The sequence below is a fragment of the Streptomyces sp. NRRL B-24572 genome (genome assembly GCF_002156145.1).
In the GTDB taxonomy this organism is placed as follows: Bacteria; Actinomycetota; Actinomycetes; order Streptomycetales; family Streptomycetaceae; genus Streptomyces; species Streptomyces vietnamensis.
Window position 1 is genome coordinate 1 of record NZ_MWIG01000277.1, and the last position, 16,874, is coordinate 16,874.

At 72.9% G+C, this 16,874-nt stretch carries 16 protein-coding genes; 8 read left to right on the forward strand and 8 right to left on the reverse strand.

The genetic code is table 11. From position 1 onward, the window contains the following. Positions 1 to 36: 36 nt before the first annotated feature. Both CCN56_RS17175 and CCN56_RS17180 read right to left on the reverse strand, forming a co-directional pair. Complete coding sequence (locus CCN56_RS17175; protein WP_086827857.1) at positions 37 to 1,578, reverse strand: MFS transporter; 1,542 nt, start codon at positions 1,576 to 1,578, stop codon at positions 37 to 39. Further along, positions 1,578 to 2,129: a TetR/AcrR family transcriptional regulator gene (locus CCN56_RS17180; RefSeq protein WP_041128310.1), complete on the reverse strand. Its 552-nt coding sequence runs from the start codon at positions 2,127 to 2,129 to the stop codon at positions 1,578 to 1,580. Before CCN56_RS17180 ends, CCN56_RS17175 begins: the two co-directional genes overlap by 1 nt. An 85-nt stretch (positions 2,130 to 2,214) precedes the next feature. Here CCN56_RS17180 and CCN56_RS17185 point away from each other — a divergent pair, with 85 nt between their 5' ends. Continuing rightward, positions 2,215 to 2,724: an HAD domain-containing protein gene (locus tag CCN56_RS17185; protein ID WP_086827835.1), complete on the forward strand. Its 510-nt coding sequence runs from the start codon at positions 2,215 to 2,217 to the stop codon at positions 2,722 to 2,724. Positions 2,725 to 2,735: 11 nt separating this feature from the next. Here CCN56_RS17185 and argH read toward each other — a convergent pair whose 3' ends face one another. Next, complete coding sequence (gene argH, locus CCN56_RS17190) at positions 2,736 to 4,166, reverse strand: argininosuccinate lyase (protein WP_086827837.1); 1,431 nt, start codon at positions 4,164 to 4,166, stop codon at positions 2,736 to 2,738. Between the two features lie 147 nt (positions 4,167 to 4,313). Here argH and CCN56_RS17195 point away from each other — a divergent pair, with 147 nt between their 5' ends. The 3 genes from CCN56_RS17195 to CCN56_RS17205 are packed head-to-tail and all read left to right on the forward strand — an operon-like array spanning position 4,314 to position 7,023. Then, a complete protein-coding gene (locus tag CCN56_RS17195; RefSeq protein WP_179199873.1) occupies positions 4,314 to 5,654 on the forward strand; it encodes a HEAT repeat domain-containing protein in 1,341 nt (446 codons plus the stop codon). A gap of 41 nt (positions 5,655 to 5,695) precedes the next feature. Then, positions 5,696 to 6,295: a pyridoxamine 5'-phosphate oxidase family protein gene (locus CCN56_RS17200; RefSeq protein ID WP_086827839.1), complete on the forward strand. Its 600-nt coding sequence runs from the start codon at positions 5,696 to 5,698 to the stop codon at positions 6,293 to 6,295. Positions 6,296 to 6,342: 47 nt separating this feature from the next. Next, positions 6,343 to 7,023: a L,D-transpeptidase gene (locus CCN56_RS17205; RefSeq protein ID WP_086827841.1), complete on the forward strand. Its 681-nt coding sequence runs from the start codon at positions 6,343 to 6,345 to the stop codon at positions 7,021 to 7,023. A gap of 9 nt (positions 7,024 to 7,032) precedes the next feature. Here CCN56_RS17205 and CCN56_RS17210 read toward each other — a convergent pair whose 3' ends face one another. The 5 genes from CCN56_RS17210 to argC all read right to left on the reverse strand — a co-directional run bounded on the left by CCN56_RS17210 (position 7,033) and on the right by argC (position 11,955). After that, a complete protein-coding gene (locus CCN56_RS17210) occupies positions 7,033 to 7,563 on the reverse strand; it encodes an arginine repressor (protein WP_030214728.1) in 531 nt (176 codons plus the stop codon). A 7-nt stretch (positions 7,564 to 7,570) separates the two neighbouring features. Beyond that, a complete protein-coding gene (locus CCN56_RS17215) occupies positions 7,571 to 8,770 on the reverse strand; it encodes an acetylornithine transaminase (RefSeq protein WP_086827843.1) in 1,200 nt (399 codons plus the stop codon). Further along, positions 8,767 to 9,672: an acetylglutamate kinase gene (argB, locus tag CCN56_RS17220; protein ID WP_086827845.1), complete on the reverse strand. Its 906-nt coding sequence runs from the start codon at positions 9,670 to 9,672 to the stop codon at positions 8,767 to 8,769. Before argB ends, CCN56_RS17215 begins: the two co-directional genes overlap by 4 nt. Beyond that, complete coding sequence (argJ, locus tag CCN56_RS17225) at positions 9,669 to 10,838, reverse strand: bifunctional glutamate N-acetyltransferase/amino-acid acetyltransferase ArgJ (RefSeq protein WP_086827848.1); 1,170 nt, start codon at positions 10,836 to 10,838, stop codon at positions 9,669 to 9,671. Before argJ ends, argB begins: the two co-directional genes overlap by 4 nt. Before the next feature lie 88 nt (positions 10,839 to 10,926). Further along, positions 10,927 to 11,955 carry an N-acetyl-gamma-glutamyl-phosphate reductase gene (argC, locus tag CCN56_RS17230; RefSeq protein WP_086827850.1) on the reverse strand — a complete coding sequence of 343 codons (1,029 nt, stop codon included), beginning with the start codon at positions 11,953 to 11,955 and terminating at the stop codon, positions 10,927 to 10,929. A gap of 146 nt (positions 11,956 to 12,101) precedes the next feature. Here argC and CCN56_RS17235 point away from each other — a divergent pair, with 146 nt between their 5' ends. From CCN56_RS17235 to CCN56_RS17250, 4 genes are all read left to right on the forward strand, one after another. Further along, positions 12,102 to 12,701, forward strand: coding sequence for a hypothetical protein (locus CCN56_RS17235; protein WP_086827852.1), 600 nt, complete (start codon positions 12,102 to 12,104; stop codon positions 12,699 to 12,701). 61 nt (positions 12,702 to 12,762) lie between these two features. Further along, on the forward strand, positions 12,763 to 14,154 hold the full coding sequence (locus CCN56_RS17240) for a hypothetical protein (RefSeq protein ID WP_086827854.1): 1,392 nt from the start codon (positions 12,763 to 12,765) through the stop codon (positions 14,152 to 14,154). Positions 14,155 to 14,288: 134 nt separating this feature from the next. After that, positions 14,289 to 15,743 carry an argininosuccinate synthase gene (gene argG / locus CCN56_RS17245; protein ID WP_041128320.1) on the forward strand — a complete coding sequence of 485 codons (1,455 nt, stop codon included), beginning with the start codon at positions 14,289 to 14,291 and terminating at the stop codon, positions 15,741 to 15,743. A 162-nt stretch (positions 15,744 to 15,905) separates the two neighbouring features. Continuing rightward, on the forward strand, positions 15,906 to 16,874 hold a 969-nt coding region (locus tag CCN56_RS17250), incomplete at its 3' end, for a M48 family metallopeptidase (protein ID WP_086827856.1).

The following is a 16,874-nucleotide window of genomic DNA, read 5'->3' on the forward strand; positions in this document are numbered from 1 at the left end:
CGGCCGTACGGGGCACTTTCGCGTCCACGGGGTGCGTCAGTGCTCGACGCCTTCCTCCAGCTTCTGGCCCCTGAGGAGGAACCAGGCCGCGACCGCCGTCGCGAGGAGGACGGCCGCGCCGACGCCCGCCGCGATCCGCAGGCCGTCGACGAAGGCCTCCTGGGCGGAGGACACCAGGGCGGTCGCCGCCTCGGGGGCGAGGCCGCCGGAGGCCTCGACCGCGCCGCCGAGGGATTCGTGGGCGGCCGACGCGACGTCGGAGGGGACGCCGGCCGGGGTGGCGAAGCCCTGGTAGACGCCGGTCACGATGGAGCCGAGGATGGCGATGCCGAGCGCGGCGCCGAGTTCGTACGCGGTCTCGGAGACGGCGGAGGCGGAACCGGCCTGTTCCTTCGGGACGCTGGAGAGGATCACGTCCGCGGTCACCGTGAAGGAGAAGCCCGCGCCCACGCCCACGACGAGCAGGGCGGCGCCGAGGAGCGGGTAGCCGGTGTGCTGGTCGAGCGTCGTCAGGACGGCGAGGGAGAGGCCGACCGCCGCGAGACCGCCGGCCACCACGGACCGCACGGAGAAGCGGCGGGCCACGACACCGGCGACCAGACCGGCCGTCACCGCGCCGATCGCGGCCGGCAGTTCGGCGAGTCCGGCCTCCAGGGGCTGGCGGCCCTGGACCAGCTGGAAGAACTGGGACAGGAAGAACACCAGGCCGGAGAGGCCGAGGATGGTCAGCAGGTCGGCGAGAACGGCACCGGAGAAGCCCCGGTGGCGGAAGAGCCGCATGTCCAGGAGCGGCGCGGGCAGGGTCAGCTGCCTGCGGACGAACCAGGTCAGGGCGGCGGCGCCGATGAGGGCGGCGGCGCCGGCGTCGAGGGAGGGGCCGCGGGAGGCCAGTTCCTTGACCGCGTACACGATTCCGATGACGCCGACGAGGGAGAGGGCGACGCTGGGGAGGTCCCAGGGGCCGGGGTCCGGGTTCTTCGACTCGGGGATCAGCTTGATGCCGACGAGGACGAGGACGGCCATGACGGGCAGGTTGATGAGGAAGACCGAGCCCCACCAGAAGTGCTCCAGGAGGAACCCGCCGACGACCGGTCCGACGGCGGCGCCGGCCGAGGCCATGGCACCCCAGATGCCGATGGCGAGGCTGCGCTCGCGGGGGTCGTGGAAGAGGTTGCGGATGAGCGCCAGGGTCGAGGGCATCAGGGTCGCGCCGGCGACGCCGAGGAGGGCGCGGGCGACGATCATCATCTCGGGGCTGGTCGCGTAGGCGTTCAGGACCGAGAGGGCGCCGAAGGCGGCGGCGCCGATCAGCAGGAGCTTCTTGCGGCCGATGCGGTCGCCGAGGCTGCCCATGGAGACCAGGAGTCCGGCGATGACGAAGGAGTAGACGTCGCCGATCCAGAGCAGCTGGGTGCCGGTGGGCTTGAGGTCCTCGGAGAGGAAGGGGGTGGCGAGGCCGAGCACCGTGGCGTCGACCGCCACGAGGAGGACGGCCAGGACGAGCACGGAGAGGGCGAGCCACCGGCCGGGCCGGTGCACGCCCTCGATATGGCTCTCGGTCTTGATGCTGCCGGTGATCACTTCTCCACGCTCCTGCGCGCTCCGCCGAGCAGCAGCTCGACGATCATGTACTGGAAGTCCTTGGCGGCGACCCGGCCGTCCTGCACGGCCCAGGCGCCGGAACCGATGAGCCCGTAGAAGGCCTCGGTGAGCCAGGCGGGGGTCAGGTCGATGCGGAAGACGCCCTGTTCCTGGCCGCGCCGGAAGAGGGCGGAGACCCGGGCGTCGAGGCGTTCCCAGCCCTCGTTCTGCTGGTCGCCCTCGAAGAGCTGGTTCTCGGTGACGAGGAACGAGAGCAGGGGCGCGACGGGCTCGACCTCGGCGACGAGCCGGCGTACGGCCTCGTCGGCGGGCCCTTCGTCGGTGCGGGCCCGGTCGTGGGCCGCCTCCAGCTCCTGCAGCCCGAGCTCTTCGAGCGCCCGCACCAGGGCGTCCCGCCCGGCGAAGTGCCGGTGCAGCGTGGCCCGCCCGATCCCGGCGGCCCGCGCGACCTCGTCCATGGTGGCGGTCGCCTTGCGGGTGAGCAGGGCGGCGGCGGCACGGAGCACCTGGGTGCGATCGACTGACATGAGACGACCATACACCGCGTGAGACATCAATGTCTCATTCGATAATTCAACGCCTCATCGTGGGCGGGGACGGAATGCTGCGACCATGACGAAGCCACTGCTGCTGATCGATGTCGACGGGCCGCTGAATCCGTACGCGGCGCAGCGCGAGCGGCGTCCGGCCGGCTACGGGACCCACCGGATGAGCCCCACGGGCTGGACGGGGGCGAAGCCGCTGCGGGTGTGGCTCAATCCGGAGCACGGGGGCGAGCTGCTCGCGCTGGCGGAGGCGTACGAGCTGGTGTGGGCGACGACCTGGAAAGGTGAGGCGAACGATTGGATCGGGCCCCGGCTCGGGCTGCCGGAGCTGCCGTTCATCGACTGGCCGAAGATGCACGGGGCCGCCCCGCGCGGGACGTCCTGGAAGACCCAGTACGTCCTGGAGTACACGGCGGGGCGGCCGTTCGCATGGGTGGACGACGACATCACGCCGTACGACCACGAGTACGTGGAGCAGAACCACCTCGCCGCCGCCCTGTTGCTGCGCGTCGACGAACGGATCGGGCTGACCCGGCCGGACTTCGACGCGCTCGCGGAGTGGGCGGCGGCGCTGTGACGTGCTGAGGGTTACTTCTGCTTGGCGGCGGCCCAGGCGTGCTGGATCACCAGGTCCGCCTTGACCTCGACGAGCTGGGTGGCGACCGCCGAGGGGGCGGTGCCGCCGCGGCCGTTGCGGGAGGCGAGGGCGCCGGGGACGTTGAGGACGGTGCGGACCTCGGGGGTGAGGTGCTCGGAGATCTTGACGAACTGCTCGTCCGTCAGGTCGTCGAGCTCCTTGCCCTCCGCCTCGGCGACCTTCACGCACTCGCCGGCGACCTCGTGCGCCACCCGGAACGGGACGCCCTGCTTGACCAGCCACTCGGCGATGTCGGTGGCGAGGGAGAAGCCGGCCGGGGCCAGTTCCTCCATGCGGTCGCGGTTGACGGTGAGGGTGGCCATCATGCCGGTGAAGGCCGGGAGCAGGACCTCCAGCTGGTCGCAGGAGTCGAAGACCGGCTCCTTGTCCTCCTGGAGGTCCCGGTTGTAGGCGAGCGGAAGGGCCTTCAGGGTCGCCATCAGGCCGGAGAGGTTGCCGATGAGGCGGCCGGACTTGCCGCGGGCCAGCTCGGCGATGTCGGGGTTCTTCTTCTGCGGCATGATCGACGAGCCGGTCGAGAAGGCGTCGTGCAGGGTCACGAAGGAGAACTCCTTCGTGTTCCAGATGATGATCTCCTCGGCGATCCGCGAGAGGTTGACGCCGATCATCGCCGTGATGAAGGCGAACTCGGCGACGAAGTCGCGGGAGGCCGTGCCGTCGATCGAGTTGCCGACCGAGCCCCGCTCGAAGCCGAGGTCCTTCGCGACCGCCTCCGGGTCGAGCCCGAGGGAGGAACCGGCGAGGGCGCCGGAGCCGTACGGGGAGACCGCCGTCCGGGTGTCCCACTGCCGCAGCCGCTCGGCGTCCCGGGACAGGGACTGGGCGTGGGCGAGGACATGGTGGGCGAAGAGCACCGGCTGGGCGTGCTGGAGGTGCGTACGACCGGGCATGGCGACGTCCGGGTGGGCCTCGGCGAGGCCGACGAGGGCGTCCTGGAGGTCGGCGATCAGGCCGCCGATGATCCGCGCGTGGTCGCGCAGGTACATCCGGAAGAGGGTGGCGACCTGGTCGTTCCGGGACCGGCCGGCGCGCAGCTTGCCGCCGAGCTCGGCACCGAGGCGCTCCAGGAGGCCCCGCTCCAGGGCGGTGTGGACGTCCTCGTCGGCGATGGTGCCGACGAAGGAGCCGTCGGCGACGTCCGCCTCCAGCCGGTCGAGCCCGGCGAGCATGCGGGTCAGCTCGTCCTCGGTGAGCAGGCCGGCCTTGTGCAGCACGCGCGCGTGGGCACGGGAGCCGGCGATGTCGTACGGCGCGAGCCGCCAGTCGAAGTGGACCGAAGCGGAGAGCTTCGCCAGGGCCTCGGCGGGGCCGTCGGCGAACCGTCCGCCCCAGAGCCGGACGTCACCGTTGTTGCTGCTCACTGCTGCTCCTCGATCGAACGTGGGCGGATGACGCGAGGTCGATACTGATAGGCATAACTATGCGGAGCGCCGTATGTTTTGTCAATCGAGGTGCCCGGCGGCGAAATCCGGAGGCATCCCCGGACACCCTCCCCCTACGCTCCGCCCATGGACGACACCCACACCGAGGCAGCCACCCGACTGGCCCGGGGTACGCCGCTCACCTCGGCCGTCGACACGTCGGACGCCGCCGCCTGGACCGGCCTCGACCTCGCCGTGCGGCAGCTCGCCCGCACCAGCCCGTCCGCGCTGCCGGACCACGCGTGGGCGACCGGCCGCCGCTTCCACTGGTCGTGGGACGCACCGCTGCCCACCCTGAACCTCCGCCTCCGGGAACCCGACGAGCCCGGACTCGCCCTCGCGCTCTGCCACCCCGACGGCCGCATACGCGAGGCGGCCCTGCGGCGCGCGGCCCGCCTTCCCGCGCCTGCCCTGCGGCCCCTGCTGCCCCTCGTGGCGATCCGCTGCGCGGACTGGGCGGGGCCGGTGCGCGAGGCGGCCCGCGACCTGCTGCGGACCGCGCTCCCCGGCGCCGGACCCGACACGATCGCCGTCCTGGCGCCCGTCGTCCTGCGCGTCGCCGCGCGCCGGCACGGGGAGGCCGCCCGGACCCTCCTCGAAGCCGCGCTCCGGGAGGGCCCGACGCCCCTCCTCGACACCGGCCTCGTCTGCGACGACCGCGCGACCCGGCGCCTCGCGTACCGGATCGCCGTCGAACGCCGGCACTTCTCCCCCGAGCGGTTCGCCGAAGCCGCCGCCACCGACCCGGACGTGGTCATCCAGGACATCTGCGCGGACGGCGCCGTCGCCGGGGTCGGCCCGGAGACCGGGGACGAGGTGCTCGCCCCGCTCCTGCGTTCCCCGCACTCCCGGGTGCGCGCGGCAGGCGTGACGGCGCTGCGCCGGGCCGGGCGCCCCGGGGAGGCCGAGGCGTTCCTCGCGGACCGGTCGGGCCTGGTGCGGGCGTGCGCGCGGTACGTACTGCGGCAGTACGGCATCGAGGCCGCCCCGCTCTACCGGGCCCTGTGCGGGGGGAAGTCGGTTCCCCCGGCCGCGCCCCGCGGGCTCGGCGAGTGCGGTGCGCGGGACGACGCCGCCCTGCTGTGGGGGCTCACGGACCACCCGCACCCCGGCGTGCGCGCCGGGGCCGTGGCCGGTCTGCGCGTACTGGACGTCACGGACGTGGCGCGCCTGATGCCGCTGCTGGACGACCCCGCGCCCGGGGTCGTCCGGGAGACGACGGCCGCCCTCGTTCCGTACCACGAGCGGCTGCCGGTGGACGCCCTGCGGGCCCGGCTGGCGACGGAGCACCCCCGGCACGTGCGCGTGGCGGCGTTCCGGCTGCTCCTGGCACATGCCGGTCCGGACCTGCGGGAAATCGCCTGGACGCTGATCGACGACGCCGAGCCGAAGCTGCGCGCCAACTCCTGGGCGCTGCTGAGGAGCTGACGGCCGGGCCGGACGACCCGCAGGTGGGCGAGAATCCAGCCATGGCAAAAACATATGAACGCATCGACGGGCGGCTTCGGGCCTTCATCGAGGACCAGCCGGTGTTCTTCACCGCGACCGCTCCCCTCTCCGGCGACGGTCACGTCAACCTCTCCCCCAAGGGCCGCAGGGGAACCCTCGTCGTGCTCGACGAACTGACCCTCGCCTACGTCGACTTCGGCGGCAGCGGCGCCGAGACGATCGCGCACCTGCGGGAGCCGGGGAACGGGCGGATCACCCTGATGTGGACCGCCTTCTCGGGGCCGCCGACCGTCGTGCGGGTGCACGGGACGGGCGAGGCCGTGCTGCGGGACGATCCGCGCTGGGGCGAGCTGTTCGCGCGGTTCCCGGCCGAGGCCGTGGAGGGGCAGGGCAGTGCGCGGGCGATCGTCCTCGTGCGCGCGCGGCGGATCAGCGACGCCTGCGGGTTCGCCGTACCGGTGATGGAGTACCGGGAGGAGCGGTCGCTGCACGCCGAGTACTTCAACCGGAAGACGGACCAGGAGTTCAGCGACTACTGCGCGAGCAAGGACCACATCGCGACCAGCCTCGACGGGCTCCCCGGCCTTCCGCTTCCGCTTCCCCCACTGCCCGCCGAATAGCCCCGTACGACGGGCGAGGGCACGGCTGCCGTCCTAGCGTCGCGGGCATGCGTACTCTGCTCGTCCTCGGCGCCGCCCTGCTCTCCCTCGGCTCCGCGCCCGTACCGCTGCCCGAGCGGATGGCCGACACCGGCGGGGGCTCCCAGCTGATCACGGCCGAGGCCCCGGACACGGGCGCCACCACGGGAACGCTGACCTGGTGGGACCGGCGGGGCGGGCGGTGGGTCGTGGCGGGCTCCGCGCCCGCCCGGTTCGGGGCGAACGGGCTCACCGAGGGCTCCTCGCGCCGCCAGGGCACGGACACCACGCCCACCGGGCTCTACCGGCTGCCGTACGCCTTCGGGGTGCGGGCGAGGCCCGCCGGGACCCGCTTCCCGTACGCCCGGGTCACCGGGCGTTCCTGGTGGTGCCAGGACAACGCCTCCCGCGCGTACAACCGCTGGGTCGAGGGGCTGCCCCGGGACTGCCGGGCCGACGAGGCCGAGCACCTCGTCTCGTACCCCACGCAGTACGCGTACGCGCTCGTCATCGGCTTCAACTACGAGCGCCCGGTACGCGGGCGCGGGGCCGGGATCTTCCTGCACGTCAACGGGCGCGGGGCGACCGCCGGTTGCGTCTCCGTGCCGGCCGACGCGATGCGCGCGGTCCTCGCCTGGGCGGATCCCGCGCGCCGACCGCACATCGCCGTCGGAACGCGGGGCGGTCCGACGGCGATCACGCGGTATTGAACCCAGGGGCTACTTCTGGGCCAGTTTCAGCAGGTGGTCGGCGAGTGCCTGGCCGCCCACCGGGTCGCGGCTGATGAGCAGCAGGGTGTCGTCACCCGCGATCGTGCCGAGGATGGCGTGGAGTTCGGCCTGGTCGATGGCCGACGCGAGGAACTGGGCGGCGCCCGGCGGGGTCCGCAGCACCACCAGGTTGGCGGAGGCCTCGGCGGAGATCAGCAGTTCGCCGGAGAGGCGCCGCATGCGCTCCTCCTTGGCGGACTCGCCGAGCGGCGCCTGCGGGGTGCGGAAGCCGCCCTCGCTGGGCACCGCGTAGATCAGCTCGCCGCCGGTGTTGCGGATCTTCACCGCGCCGAGCTCGTCGAGGTCGCGGCTGAGCGTCGCCTGGGTGACGCTCAGCCCGTCGTCCGCGAGGAGCTTGGCGAGCTGGCTCTGCGAGCGCACCGGCTGCCGGTTGAGGATGTCGACGATCCTGCGGTGGCGTGCGGTGCGGGTCTGCGGAACGGACGGCCCGCCGTGCTCGTTCTCCTGCGCGTCGGTCATCGTCGTCTCATTCTCCGGTTCGTCCTTGCCCGTTCGCCTCGTCCAGGACCCCGGGCAGCGCCTGGAGGAAGGCGTCCGCCTCGGCGTCGGTGAGGACCAGCGGAGGCATGATCCGTACGACGTCGGGGGCGGGCGCGTTCACCAGGAGGCCGGCGTCCTGGGCCGCCTGCTGCACCTGGGGTGCGAGGGGCCCGGTGAGCACGATACCCAGCAGAAGGCCCGCACCACGGACGTGGGAGACCAGCGGGTGCCCCAGACCCTCGATTCCCTGGCGCAGCCGCTCCCCGACCGCCTTCACGTGGTCGAGGGCCGCGTCGGCGGCGAGGGTGTCCAGGACGGCGAGTCCGGCGGCGCAGGCGACCGGGTTGCCGCCGAAGGTGGTGCCGTGGTGGCCGGGGGCGAAGAGCTCCGCGGCCTCGCCGAAGGCGACGGTCGCGCCGAGCGGGAGGCCGCCGCCGAGCCCCTTGGCGAGGGTCACGACGTCCGGCTCGACGCCCTCGTGGGCCTGGTGCTCGAACCAGTGGCCGCACCGGCCGATGCCGGTCTGCACCTCGTCGAGGACGAGGAGGGTGCCGGTGGCGCGGGTGATCTCCCGGGCCGCCTTCAGATAGCCGGCGGGCGGGACGACGACGCCGTTCTCGCCCTGGATGGGCTCGATGATGACGAAGGCGGTGTCCTCGGTGACCGCGGCCCGCAGCGCCTCCACGTCCCCGTACGGGACATGGGTGACGTCGCCGGGGAGCGGCAGGAAGGGGGTCTGCTTGCCGGGCTGGCCGGTGAGGGCGAGGGAGCCCATGGTCCGGCCGTGGAAGCCGCCGTCGGTGGCGACCATGTGGGAGCGGCCGGTGAGCCGGCCGATCTTGAACGCGGCCTCGTTGGCCTCGGCGCCGGAATTGCAGAAGAAGACCTTGCCGGGGCGGCCGAAGAGGCTCAGGAGCCGCTCGGCGAGCGCGACGGGCGGTTCGGCGACGAAGAGGTTGGAGACGTGGCCGAGGGAGGCGATCTGCTGCGACACGGCGTCGACGACGGCCGGGTGGGCGTGGCCGAGGGCGTTGACGGCGATGCCGCCGACGAAGTCCAGGTACTCCTTGCCGTCGGCGTCCCAGACCTTGGCGCCCTCACCGCGGACCAGCGGCAGCCGGGGGGTGCCGTAGTTGTTCATGAGCGAGCCCTGCCACCGCTGGGTCAGCTCGGTGTTGCCGGTCATCGGTCCCCCTGTCCGTCCGGCACGACCATCGTGCCGATGCCCTCGTCGGTGAAGATCTCCAGCAGGATCGAGTGCTGGACCCGGCCGTCGATGACGCGGGCCGTGGTGACCCCGTTCCGTACGGCGTGCAGGCAGCCCTCCATCTTGGGGACCATGCCGCTGGAGAGGTCGGGCAGCAGCTTCTCCAGCTGGCTCGCGGTGAGCCTGCTGATCACCTCGTCGCTGTTCGGCCAGTCCTCGTAGAGGCCCTCGACGTCGGTCAGGACCATCAGGGTCTCGGCACCCAGCGCCGCAGCGAGTGCCGCAGCCGCCGTATCAGCATTGACGTTGTAGACATGTCCGTCGTCCTGGGAGCGGGCGATGGAGGAGATGACGGGGATCCGGCCGTCCTCCAGGAGCGCCTCGATGGCTCCGGTCTCTATGGCGGTGATCTCGCCGACGCGGCCGATGTCGACCCGCTCGCCCTCGATGACCGGCTGGTGCTTGGTGGCGGTGATGGTGTGGGCGTCCTCGCCGGTCATGCCGACGGCGAACGGGCCGTGCTGGTTGAGCAGCCCGACGAGCTCCCGCTGGACCTGGCCGGCGAGGACCATCCGTACGACGTCCATGGCCTCGGGGGTGGTGACCCGGAGGCCGGCCTTGAACTCGCTGACCAGGCCCGCCTGGTCGAGGGCACGGTTGATCTGGGGGCCGCCGCCGTGCACCACGACCGGCTTGATGCCGGCGTGGCGCAGGAAGACGACGTCCTGGGCGAAGGCGGCCTTGAGGTCGTCGTCGATCATGGCGTTGCCGCCGAACTTGATGACGACGGTCTTGCCGTGGTGGCGGGTGAGCCAGGGCAGGGCCTCGATCAGGATCTGGGCCTTCGGGAGGGCGGTGTGCTTCCGCGCGGTGTTGCTCATGACGAGTACGCGCTGTTCTCGTGGACGTAGTCGGCGGTGAGGTCGTTCGCCCAGATGACGGCGGACTCCGTGCCGGCGGCGAGGTCGGCGGTGATGGTGACCTCCCGGTACCGCATGTCGACCAGGTCGCGGTCCTCGCCGACGGAGCCGTTCTTGCAGACCCAGACGCCGTTGATGGCGACGTTCAGCCGGTCGGGCTCGAAGGCGGCGGAGGTGGTGCCGATGGCGGAGAGCACCCGGCCCCAGTTGGGGTCCTCGCCGTGGATGGCGCACTTGAGGAGGTTGTTGCGGGCGATGGAGCGGCCCACCTCGACGGCGTCGTCCTCGGTCGCGGCGTTGATCACCTCGATGCGGATGTCCTTGCTGGCGCCCTCGGCGTCGCCGATGAGCTGGCGGGCGAGGTCGTCGCAGACGGTCCGGACGGCCTCGGCGAACTCGTCCTGCGCGGGGGTGGCGCCGGAGGCGCCGGAGGCGAGGAGGAGGACGGTGTCGTTGGTGGACATGCAGCCGTCGGAGTCGACCCGGTCGAAGGTGAGCCGGGTGGCGCTGCGCAGGGCGGCGTCGAGGCCCTTGGCGTCGACGTCGGCGTCGGTGGTGAGGACGACGAGCATGGTGGCGAGGCCGGGGGCGAGCATGCCCGCGCCCTTGGCCATGCCGCCGACCGTCCAGCCGTCCCTGGTGACCACGGAGGTCTTGTGGACGGTGTCGGTGGTCTTGATGGCGATGGCGGCCTTCTCGCCGCCGTGCTCGGAAAGTTCGGCGGCGGCCGTCTCGACGCCGGGGAGGAGCTTGTCCATGGGGAGCAGGACGCCGATGAGGCCGGTGGAGGCGACGGCGACCTCGCCGGCGCCGATGCCGAGGCCCCTCTTTTCGTTCAGGACGGTCGCGACCTTCTCGGCGGTGGCGTGGGTGTCCTGGAAGCCCTGCGGGCCGGTGCAGGCGTTGGCGCCGCCGGAGTTGAGGACGACGGCGGTCAGCTCGCCGTCGGCGAGGACCTGCTGGGACCAGAGGACGGGCGCGGCCTTGACGCGGTTGGAGGTGAAGACTCCCGCGGCGGCGCGGCGGGGCCCGGTGTTGACCACGAGGGCCAGGTCCGGGTTGCCGTTCGACTTGATCCCGGCGGCGATGCCCGCCGCCGTGAATCCCTGCGCTGCGGTGACGCTCACTGTGCTTCTCCGTTCGCTTCTCCGCCCGCGCAGCTCAGAGGTGCGGGCTTCGTCGTCGTCTGCAGACCGGTGGCTGCGCGTGCGTCGCTCACGGAGCGACTCCGATCGTGGAAAGTCCGGTGGTCTCGGGGAGACCGAGGGCGATGTTCATGCTCTGTACCGCGCCGCCGGCGGTGCCCTTGGTGAGGTTGTCGATGGCGCTGATGGCGATGATCCGGTTCGCGTTGGCGTCGTACGCGACCTGCACCTGAACGGCGTTGGAACCGTAGACGGACGCCGTGGCCGGCCACTGCCCCTCGGGGAGCAGGTGGACGAAGGGCTCGTCCGCGTAGGCCTTCTCGTACGCGGCCCGCACGGTCTCGGCGGTGACGCCGGGCTTCGCGGTGGCCGTGCAGGTGGCGAGGATGCCGCGGGGCATCGGCGCCAGGGTGGGCGTGAAGGAGACGGTGACCCGCTCCCCCGCCGGTCCGCTGAGGTTCTGGATCATCTCGGGCGTGTGGCGGTGGCCGCCGCCGACGCCGTAGGGGGACATGCTGCCCATGACCTCGCTGCCGAGCAGGTGCGGCTTGGCGGCCTTGCCGGCGCCGGAGGTGCCGGAGGCGGCGACGATCACGGCCTCGGGCTCGGCGAGCCCCTCCGCGTACGCCGGGAAGAGCGCGAGCGAGACGGCGGTCGGGTAGCAGCCGGGGACCGCGACGCGCTTGGACCCCTCGAGCGCGGCGCGGGCACCCGGCAGTTCGGGAAGGCCGTAGGGCCAGGTGCCGGCGTGCGGGGAGCCGTAGTACGTCTCCCAGTCGGCCGGGTCCTTGAGGCGGAAGTCGGCGCCCATGTCGACGACGAGGACGTCGGGCCCGAGCTGCTCGGCGACGGCGGCGGACTGGCCGTGCGGCAGCGCGAGGAAGACCACGTCGTGTCCGGCGAGCTCCTCGGCGGTGGTGGGCGCGAGGACGCGGTCGGCGAGCGGGAGCAGGTGGGGCTGGAGGGCCCCGAGTCGCTGGCCGGCGTTGGAGTGGCCGGTCAGTGTCCCGATCTCCACGTGGGGGTGGGCGACGAGGAGACGCAGGAGCTCTCCGCCCGCGTATCCGCTCGCACCCGCCACTGCTACTCGTACCGTCATCGAAACCCTCCTCATGGATGGCATGACTATACGTGTTGCCGAACTTTTATGCAACGATCATCGAGGGGGCGAGTCCGGCGGGTTCCGGACCCGGAGCCCCGCACATCCGGTCGCCCGCTGCGGCACGGACTGACAAGGTGTCCCCCATGAGTGCCGAGCCCACACGCCCCGGACCGGTCCGTCACCACGACCACGGCGTCCGGCTCGCCGGATTCACCGGGCGGATACTCGTCGTCTGTCCGAGGTGCGGCGGTCGCGCACTCGTCACCCCCCGGCCCGGCCTCCCGGAGTCGAGACACCGGCATCTGCTCTTCGAGCCCCGCCGCCTCACCTGCGGCGGCTGCGGCGCGGTCGCCGATTGGGCCGCCGAGCAGCGGGGCGCCGGCCTGGTCGGCGTGATGCCCGGCGGAACCGAGGACCCCTTCTTCCGGCGGCCGCTCTGGCTCCAGACCCGCTGCGCGGGACGGATCCTGTGGGCCTACGACGAGGAACACGTCGACGCGCTCGCCGCGTACGCGGGCGCCCGGCTGCGCGTGCGCCACGCCTCCCCGACCCTGGCGATGTTCGCCCGGCTTCCGGTGTGGATGAAGTCTGCGGACCGCCACGACGAGGTCCTGGCCGGCCTGACGACCCTCCGGACCCTCGCCGGGCTCTCGGCCCCCGCCGATCGCTCGGACGCGGCCCACGAACGGGGCGACCGGCCGCGCCACCACGGCAGCCTGCTGTTCCGGGGCGGGCCGTACTAGACCGCTCCGTACAGACGTACGCTCCTGCGGTACGCGCGGGGAGCGGCGAACGGGGGAACTCATGGCGGCACATCACGCGCTGGACGGGCTTGCGAGCAATCCGGCGGCTCCGGCCGACGTACTGCTGCGGCTCCTCGCACTGTACGACGGCGACGACTGGATCGCGCGGCGGCTGTCCTGGCGCGCGTCGCTGCCCGACAGCGTGGCCGAGGCCATGCTCCACCACCCCGAGCGCCGGGTGCGGGGGCTGCTCGCGGAGAGCGCGGCGGCCGCCCCCGAGCTGCGCGCCCGCCTCCTCGACGGCCCGGCGTCGGACGCCCTGGCGGTCGCCGTCGGCCCGGAGCCCTATCGGGCCGTGGCGCCGCCCCTGCCCGACCAGGCGTACGAGCGGCTGCTGAACCACGAGCGCGAGGTGGTCCGGTACGAGACGGTGGGATCCGCCAGCGTGCCGGCGCACGTCCTGGTGCCGCTCGCCGGGCACGAGGACCCGCTGTTCCGGCGGGCCGCCTGCCGGCGCGTCTGGGGCGAGCTCACCGACGACGTGCGTACCGCGCTCCTCGACGACGTGGATCCGGCGGTGCGCACGGCCGCCTGCCTGCAGGTCATGCACGAGGACGAGGAGCGCACGGCCGAGCTCGTCGAGACCCTCGCGGAGGGCTGGCAGCTCGGGGAGGTGGCGGAGCGGGGCCGGCTGGGGCGTTCCCTCGCCGAGCGCCTCCTCGTCGAAGGGGCGTGGCTCGCCCGGCTCGTGCGCAACCCCACGTTCCCCTCGGACCTGGCGGCGGGGCTCGCCGGTCACGAGGATCCCGCCGTACGGCTCGCGGTCTCCGCCCGCCCCGGGCTGTCGGAGGAGGAGCGGGCCGCGATCGACTGGGAGGTCGGGCCCGAGGACCGGCTCGACACCCTGTGGTGGGTGTGGGACGCGCGCGAGGATCCGGACGTCCTGCGGCGGTGCGCGAGGTCGGCGCACACCTGGCTGCGGCGCAGCGCCGCGGTGTGCCCGGGGCTGCCCGAGGACTGCGTGGAGCCGCTGGCGGGCGACGCGGACTTCGGCGTACGGCTGCTGCTCGCCGAGCGTCACCCGCTGGCGCCGCCGGAGCTGCTGCTCGACCTGTATCTGAACGGCACCCACCGGGCCGTCGGCTCCCTGGTCTCCCGGCCGCAGTTCCCGGCGGCGGGTCTCGCGGCGCGGTTCGCGGACGCGCCGGACCCGGAGGCCCGGGTGCTGGCCCTGCGCGATCCGGGCGCGACGTCCGCACTGGTCGAGCGGCTGAGCCGGGACCCGGCGGCGAGGGTGCGGGAGGCGGCCGCTCTCGATCGGCGGCTTCCGGTGGCCCGGCTGGTGGAACTGTTGGAGGATCCGCATGTGGGGGCGGCTGCGGCCTGCAACCCCGAGCTGCCGGTCACGGAGATGCGGGCGCTGCTGGACAGGGCGGGGGTTCCCGGCCCCTGAGGGCCGCCGAGCCGCCGGAGGCGCAGAGCCGCCGAGGGTCCGCGTGGGCCGCCGCGAACCGCCATGAGCCCCTGTGAGCCTTCGCCGGGAACCCACCCTTTGCATGACCATGCGAGATGATGCATACTCTTCCCATGTCCAAGGTCCTCACCTCCCTGCCCGCCGGCGAGCGCGTCGGCATCGCCTTCTCCGGCGGCCTCGACACGTCCGTCGCCGTCGCATGGATGCGCGACAAGGGCGCCATCCCGTGCACCTACACCGCCGACATCGGCCAGTACGACGAGCCCGACATCGCCTCGGTGCCCGGCCGCGCGAAGACCTACGGTGCCGAGATCGCGCGCCTGGTCGACTGCCGCGCCGCGCTGGTCGAGGAAGGACTTGCCGCGCTCACCTGCGGCGCGTTCCACATCCGCTCGGGCGGCCGCGCCTACTTCAACACCACCCCGCTCGGCCGCGCCGTCACCGGCACCCTGCTGGTCCGGGCGATGCTCGAGGACGACGTCCAGATCTGGGGCGACGGTTCGACCTTCAAGGGCAACGACATCGAGCGGTTCTACCGCTACGGCCTGCTCGCCAACCCGCACCTGCGGATCTACAAGCCCTGGCTGGACGCGGACTTCGTGACCGAGCTCGGCGGCCGCAAGGAGATGTCGGAGTGGCTGCTCGCCCACGACCTCCCCTACCGGGACAGCACCGAGAAGGCGTACTCCACCGACGCCAACATCTGGGGCGCCACCCACGAGGCCAAGACCCTGGAGCACCTGGACACGGGCGTCGAGACCGTCGACCCGATCATGGGCGTGAAGTTCTGGGACCCCTCGGTCGAGATCGCCACCGAGGACGTCACGATCGGCTTCGAGCAGGGCCGCCCGGTGACGATCAACGGCAAGGAGTTCCACTCCGCCGTCGACCTGGTCATGGAGGCCAACGCCATCGGCGGCCGCCACGGCATGGGCATGTCCGACCAGATCGAGAACCGGATCATCGAGGCCAAGAGCCGCGGCATCTACGAGGCCCCGGGCATGGCGCTGCTGCACGCCGCGTACGAGCGCCTGGTCAACGCGATCCACAACGAGGACACCCTCGCCCAGTACCACAACGAGGGCCGGCGTCTCGGCCGACTCATGTACGAGGGCCGGTGGCTGGACCCGCAGGCCCTCATGGTCCGCGAGTCGCTCCAGCGCTGGGTCGGCGCGGCCGTCACCGGCGAGGTGACGCTGCGGCTGCGGCGCGGCGAGGACTACTCGATCCTCGACACCACGGGCCCGGCGTTCAGCTACCACCCGGACAAGCTGTCCATGGAGCGCACCGAGGACTCGGCCTTCGGCCCGGTGGACCGGATCGGCCAGCTCACCATGCGCAACCTCGACATCGCCGACTCCCGGGCCAAGCTGGAGCAGTACGCCGGCCTCGGCCTGATCGGCACCGGCAGCCCCGCCATCGGTGCCGCCCAGGCGGCCGCGACCGGGCTCATCGGCACCATGCCGCAGATGCCCGAGGGCGGTGCCGAGGCCATCGCCTCCCGCGGCGAGGTCTCCGAGGACGAGGAGATGCTGGACCGGGCCGCGATGGAGTTCGGCACGGACTGACGTACGGCGTCCTGTCTACGGAGGGCCGGTTCGACACCTTTGTGTCGGACCGGCCTTTTCGCTGGTCAAAGTGGTTCGCGACGGCCGCCGCGGGCCCGCTGCCGTCTGCTCGAAACGGAATGGGGCTCGCCGTCGGAGCGCGCCCGGGGCGGGGAGTACGGAATGACGGAGACGGCACACGCGGTCCGGACGGCGGAGAGAGACTGCCCCGAGTGCGGGAAGCCCGTGGCCGAGGGCGGGCAGTACGTCACCTGGTGCGCCGCGTGCGACTGGAACGTGGACCCCGAGGTGCGGGACGAGGAGCCGCCGGGGCGGATCGAGCGCGTACGGCGGCGCCTCGCGCAGCGGTACGGGGAGCAGCTCCTCGCCGACCTCGCGGACCCGGCCGCCGGGGCCGAGCCCGGGGCGGCGGACGGTGCCCGGCCGGGGACCCGGCTCGGGGTGGCCGGCCGGTTCGCGACGGCGCTCGCGGTGACGGTCCACGGCGTGACCGTCGCCCTGCTCGCGGGCGGGCTGTGGCTGCTCGTCGGCTGCTGGGGCAGGGGCGCCCTGCCCGTACTCGGGGGCTTCCTGATCGGCCTCGCCGTCGTCCTCCGGCCCCGGTTCCGCCGCCTCCCGAAGGACGAGAGCCACCGGACGGTCCTGCGCCCGGCGGACGCTCCCCGGCTCTTCGCCCTGCTCGACGAGGTCGCCGGGACCGTCGGCACGGCGGGCGTACGGGCCGTGGTGATCGACGCCGAGTTCAACGCCTCGGTCAGCACGCACGGCATCCGGCAGCACCGCGTGCTCCGCATCGGCCTCGGCCTCTGGGAGGTCCTGTCCCCGCAGGAGCGGATCGCCCTCCTCGGCCACGAGTTCGGGCACTACGCCCACGGGGACACCCGCCACTCCCTGCTCGTCGGCGGCGCCTTCCAGTCTCTCGGCACCTGGCGCTACACCCTGGCCCCGGCGCCCGCCCACACCCTGGTCGAGCACTTCGCGAACCTGGTGACCGCCGTGCCCCGGCTGCTCGTCGACGGTCTGCTCGTCCTGCTGGAGCACCTGACCCTGCGCCAGTCGCAGCGCGCCGAGTACCTCGCCGACTCGACCGCCGCCGCCGCGCAGGCGCGGAGGCGGCGGTCGAGTCGGCGA